Here is a 4,376-nt window from a genome sequence, read left to right as displayed (position 1 = left end):
CCATGGGGATGATGGGCCAGATGGAAGTCGTCGACCGAACGGCCCGCCGCGCCTGACCGAAGCCCTGTGGAGGACCGTCTTGTCCGACGACACCCAAGACGCCGTGTCCGGTGACCAGCCGGGCGAGGACCTGCGCTTCCCGTTCGAGCAGGCCGAGTTGTTCGAGCCGCCGCCGCAGTGGGGCCGGCTGCGCGGAACCTGCCCGGTGGCCCGCGCCGAACTGCCCACCGGCGACCGCGCCTGGCTCGTGACCCGGTACGAGGACGTACGGTCCGTGCTCAACGACCCCCGGCTCAGCCGGGCCGCCGCCACCCGGCCGGACGCCCCGAGGCTCGGCCCCGCGCGGCCCGAGCCGGACTCCATCATGGCGATGGACCCGCCCGACCACACCCGGCTGCGCCGCCTGCTGGCGCCGGCCTTCACCGGACGCCGGGCCGAGCTGCTGCGCCCCCGCATCGAGCGCACCGCCGAGCACCTGCTCGACCACATGGCCGAACTCGGGCCGCCCGCCGACCTGGTGGAGCACCTGACCAGACCGCTGCCCATCATCACCATCTGCGAACTGCTCGGGGTGCCCGACCGGGACCGGGAGTCCTTCAAGGAGTGGACGGACGCGGCGCTCACCCTCGCCCCGCACGCGGCCGGCGCGGTCACCGGGGCCCGGCAGCGGCTCGCGGACTACCTGCGCCACCTGATCGCCGAGAAGCAGCAGACCCCCGGCGACGACCTGCTGGGCTCCCTCATCGCCGCCCGCGACGAGGACCGGCTGCGCCCCGCCGAACTGGTGACGGTCGCCGCCACGCTCATCACGGCCGGGTACCACACGGTGGCCAACTCCCTTGCCAACTCCGTCCTCGCGCTGCTGCGCCACCCCGGCCAGCTCGAACCGCTGCGCGGGGCCGGGCGGTTCCCCGCCGAGGCCGTGGAGGAGCTGCTGCGCTGGACGCCCGGACCGGTCAGCGGCGGCACCATCCGGATCGCCACCGAGGAGCTGAAGATCGGCACCACGGTGGTGCGGCCGGGGGAGGCCGTCATCCCCTCCACCGCGTCCGCCAACCGCGACCAGGCCGCCTTCCCCGACGCCGACCGGCTCGACCTGACCCGCGAGGGCGCCCGGCACATCGCCTTCGGGCACGGCATCCACCGCTGCCTGGGCGCGCCGCTGGCCCGGGTGGAGCTCCAGGTGGCGTTCTCCGCGCTGTTGCGCCGCTTCCCCGGGCTGCGGCTCGCGGTCGCCGAGGAGGAGCTGACGTGGGGGACCGGGATGATCCGGGGGGTCAGCGCGCTTCCGGTGGCGTGGTGAGCGGCTTGTCGTCCGGCTGCGCCGTCAGGTCCCGCAGCAGGTCGTTCAGGCGCCGTACGAAGCCGGCGATCAGGGCGAGCTGTTCGTCGTCGTACGACTCCAGTACGGCCGTCATCGCGTCCTTGAGCGGGCCGAAGGCGGTGTTCAGCTCCTGCTCCCGGCGGCCGGTGGAGACCACGACGACCCGGCGCCGGTCGGCGGGGTCGCGGACCCGCTCGATGAACCCGGCCCTCTCCATGCGGTCGAGGACGGCGGTGGTCGCCGACGTGCTCAGACCGGTGATCTCCGCGAGCCGGCCGGCCGTCAGCCTCGGCTCGGTGCGGGCCAGGTCCACGCACTTCAGGTCGGTCGGGTTCAGGCCGAACCGCTCGGCGATCGCCTGGTGCAGCAGCTGCCCGCGGCCGCCGTTGTCGCGCACGGCGTCCTCGATCGCCGCGATCAGCTCCGCACGGTCGCGGCTCCGGTCGGGTGCGCGGTCGCGGTCGCGGCCGGTTCGGGTTGACATGGCCCACCTCCAGGAGGAAAGTATTTCGATAGATCGAGATTTCCGATCCAACGAGAATTCCCAATCATGGAATTAGACTAGCCGTAGGGGGCAGCGATGAACACTTCCGCGGGAGAGCGGGCCAAGTGGCGCGTCGAGGGCGTCGTCGAGGCGCCCGCCGAGCAGGTCACCGAGGCGCTGCTGGCCGTGCGCCCGGGCCCGGCCGGCGTGGACGGCAACGCGCTGGTGCTGGCCGGCGACCACACCAGGGAGGCCGGGGCGGTCACCCTCGAGGGCGGCCCGGACAAGTTCACCGGCCGGTTCGGCGGCTCGGGGGAGGACTACCTGGAGCTGACCGTGGACCGCGGGACGCGCTCGGTCGGCGTGCAGACCTGGTTCGGCGGCACGTACACCGTGGAGCCCGAGGGTGCGGCGAGCCGCGTGGTGCTCCGCGTCCACAACGTGGTCCCGAACTCCGGCCTGCTGGGCCGCAAGCTCGCCGAACTGGGCATCGAGTCCCGCCTGGAGAAGGTCCTCACCTCCGTCCTCACGGCCCTGGCCGCCCACGTCGGCGCGCCGGCTCCGGCCCCGGCGACCGCGAAGTAGCGGACGGCCCGGGCCGCCCCCGGATCCACAGCCACCCGGCGCAACCTTCCCCCGCCGTCCGGGTGGCTGTGCCGTTCTCGTGGCCGAACCGACGCCGGATTCCCGCCAGTTGGCCGGTTCGAGGTGCATTGCAGCCGGGCGCGAGGAGCGGGTGTGACCCTCTCGGCGACCGTGCGCCGCCCGGCGCGCGGCACGAGGAGGGCAGTATGAGAACGGACCGAAGGGCCCGCGCCCGGGGCGCCCGCGGGGCGCTGCTGGGCAGCGCGCTCGCACTCGTCGCGGTGGCCGCCGCACCGGGCCCGGCAGCCGGAGCGCCCGCCACCGGGAGGCCCGCCGCCGCACCCGCCACCGGTACGCCCGCCGCCGAGGCGCACACGGCCGGGGCGCGTGCCGCTGACGGCGAGACGACACTCATCAGCGTCGGACTGGGCGGCAAGCCGGCCGACGGGCCCAGCGAGCGGGCCTCCATCAGTGCCGACGGCCGCCTGGTCGTCTTCACCTCGCACGCCGACAACCTGGTGCCCGGCGACCGCAACGGCTGCACCGACGTCTTCCTGCGCGACGTCGCGCGCGGCAGGACGGTCCGCGTCGACCGCGGCTACAACGGCCGCGAGTCCAACGGCTGCACCGGCATCGACCCGATCATCAGCGCCGACGGCCGCTACGCCGTCTACTCCGCGGACTCCACCAACCTGGTGCGCGGGGTCCGCGACGGCCGCTCCCACATCTACCGCACCGACCTGCGTACCGGCGAGACCGTGCTGGTCTCGGCCGCCAAGGACGGCACCCCCGGCGACGGCGACAGCATGCGCCCGACGCTCTCGGCCGACGGCCGCCACGTCGCCTTCGCCACCGCCGCCGACAACCTGGTCCCCGGCGACACGCCCGCGGGCACCTGGGACACCGTGGTCCGCGACATGGCCACCGGCACCGTCGTGCGCACCAGCGCGGCGAGCGACGGCACCCCCGGCAACGCGGCCAGCGACGGCACCCAGATCAGCGCCGACGGGCGCTACGTCACCTTCTTCTCCAACGCCACCAACCTCGTCGAGGGCGACACCAACAAGAAGGTCGACGAGTTCCTGCACGACACCGCCACCGGCCGCACCACCCGGCTCAGCGTCACGGCCGCCGGGATCCAGTCCGACCAGATCACCATCGGCGGCACCATCAGCGACGACAACCGCTACGTCGTACTGAACTCGCACGCCACCAACCTCACCGCCGACAGCCCGGACACCACCCAGGACCACGCCTACCTCCAGGACCTGACGACGGGCGCGCTGCGACTGATCGACAAGGGCGCCGACGGGGTGCCCGCGCCCGGCGGCACGTTCTGGGCGAGCATCACCGGCGACGGCCTGCACATCCCGATGTCCTCCTCCGGCCCCCACCTGGTGGACGGTGACACCAACGGCGTACGCGACATCTTCGTCGCCGACCTGCCCGGCGGCGCGCTGCGCAGGGTGAGCGTGGGCTCCGGCGGGCAGCAGGCCGACGAGGCCAGCTACTTCCCCGACGCCGACCAGCACGCCGAAGCGGTGGTCTTCACCTCGTACGCCACCAACCTCGTGCCCGGGGACACCAACGGGCAGCCGGACATCTTCCTGCACCGCGAGAAGCCGTGAACACCAGCACGCAGAGAGGGAAGCACATCATGGGGATCACAGCCGGCCACGGCCCGTCGCGGCGCACGGTGGCGCTCACCGTGACCGCGGCCCTGACCCTGGGCGGGTTCGCCCTGGGCGTCACCCGCGGCGCCACCGGCTCCACGGCCGCCGCGACCACCGTGCCCGGCACCGTCGTGGTCGAGGAGAACGCCCACGGCAAGGTGCTCACCGCCGACGCCTCCGTACGGGACAAGCGGGCGCTGGTCGACGCGGTGCACGAGCAGCGGCGCGAGAAGGAGCGGCAGACCGGCACGCCCACGCCGACGCCCACCGCCACCGGCGGGGGAGGCGGCCACGGCGACCAGACCGGCTT

At 73.9% G+C, this 4,376-nt stretch carries 5 protein-coding genes; 4 read left to right on the top strand and 1 reads right to left on the bottom strand.

Annotated features, from left to right (window positions below):
• The first annotated feature begins 79 nt into the window (after positions 1–79).
• Positions 80–1,303: a cytochrome P450 gene (locus IE249_RS32270; protein WP_229859745.1), complete on the top strand. Its 1,224-nt coding sequence runs from the start codon at positions 80–82 to the stop codon at positions 1,301–1,303.
• On the opposite strand, the gene IE249_RS32265 is transcribed toward IE249_RS32270, so the two are convergent.
• Entirely contained in the window at positions 1,278–1,808 is a 531-nt protein-coding gene (locus IE249_RS32265) for a MarR family winged helix-turn-helix transcriptional regulator (protein WP_189710581.1), read from the bottom strand. The two genes, IE249_RS32270 and IE249_RS32265, sit on opposite strands and share 26 nt — an antisense overlap.
• Before the next feature lie 96 nt (positions 1,809–1,904).
• Between IE249_RS32265 and IE249_RS32260 the strand changes: the two genes are divergently transcribed.
• From IE249_RS32260 to IE249_RS32250, 3 genes are all read left to right on the top strand, one after another.
• Positions 1,905–2,393 (top strand): hypothetical protein, encoded by a 489-nt coding sequence (locus IE249_RS32260; RefSeq protein WP_189710579.1) that lies wholly within the window; start codon positions 1,905–1,907, stop codon positions 2,391–2,393.
• Positions 2,394–2,599: 206 nt separating this feature from the next.
• Positions 2,600–4,021: a TolB-like translocation protein gene (locus tag IE249_RS32255; protein ID WP_189710577.1), complete on the top strand. Its 1,422-nt coding sequence runs from the start codon at positions 2,600–2,602 to the stop codon at positions 4,019–4,021.
• Between the two features lie 29 nt (positions 4,022–4,050).
• Positions 4,051–4,376 (top strand): hypothetical protein (locus IE249_RS32250; RefSeq protein ID WP_229859737.1); only part of this gene is annotated, 326 nt, incomplete at its 3' end.

Origin of the sequence: Streptomyces anandii JCM 4720 (assembly GCF_014650655.1) — a bacterium.
Taxonomy (GTDB): domain Bacteria; phylum Actinomycetota; class Actinomycetes; order Streptomycetales; family Streptomycetaceae; genus Streptomyces; species Streptomyces anandii.
The sequence above is the reverse complement of the archived record's forward strand: the minus strand, read 5'-3'. Positions and strand labels throughout refer to the sequence as shown.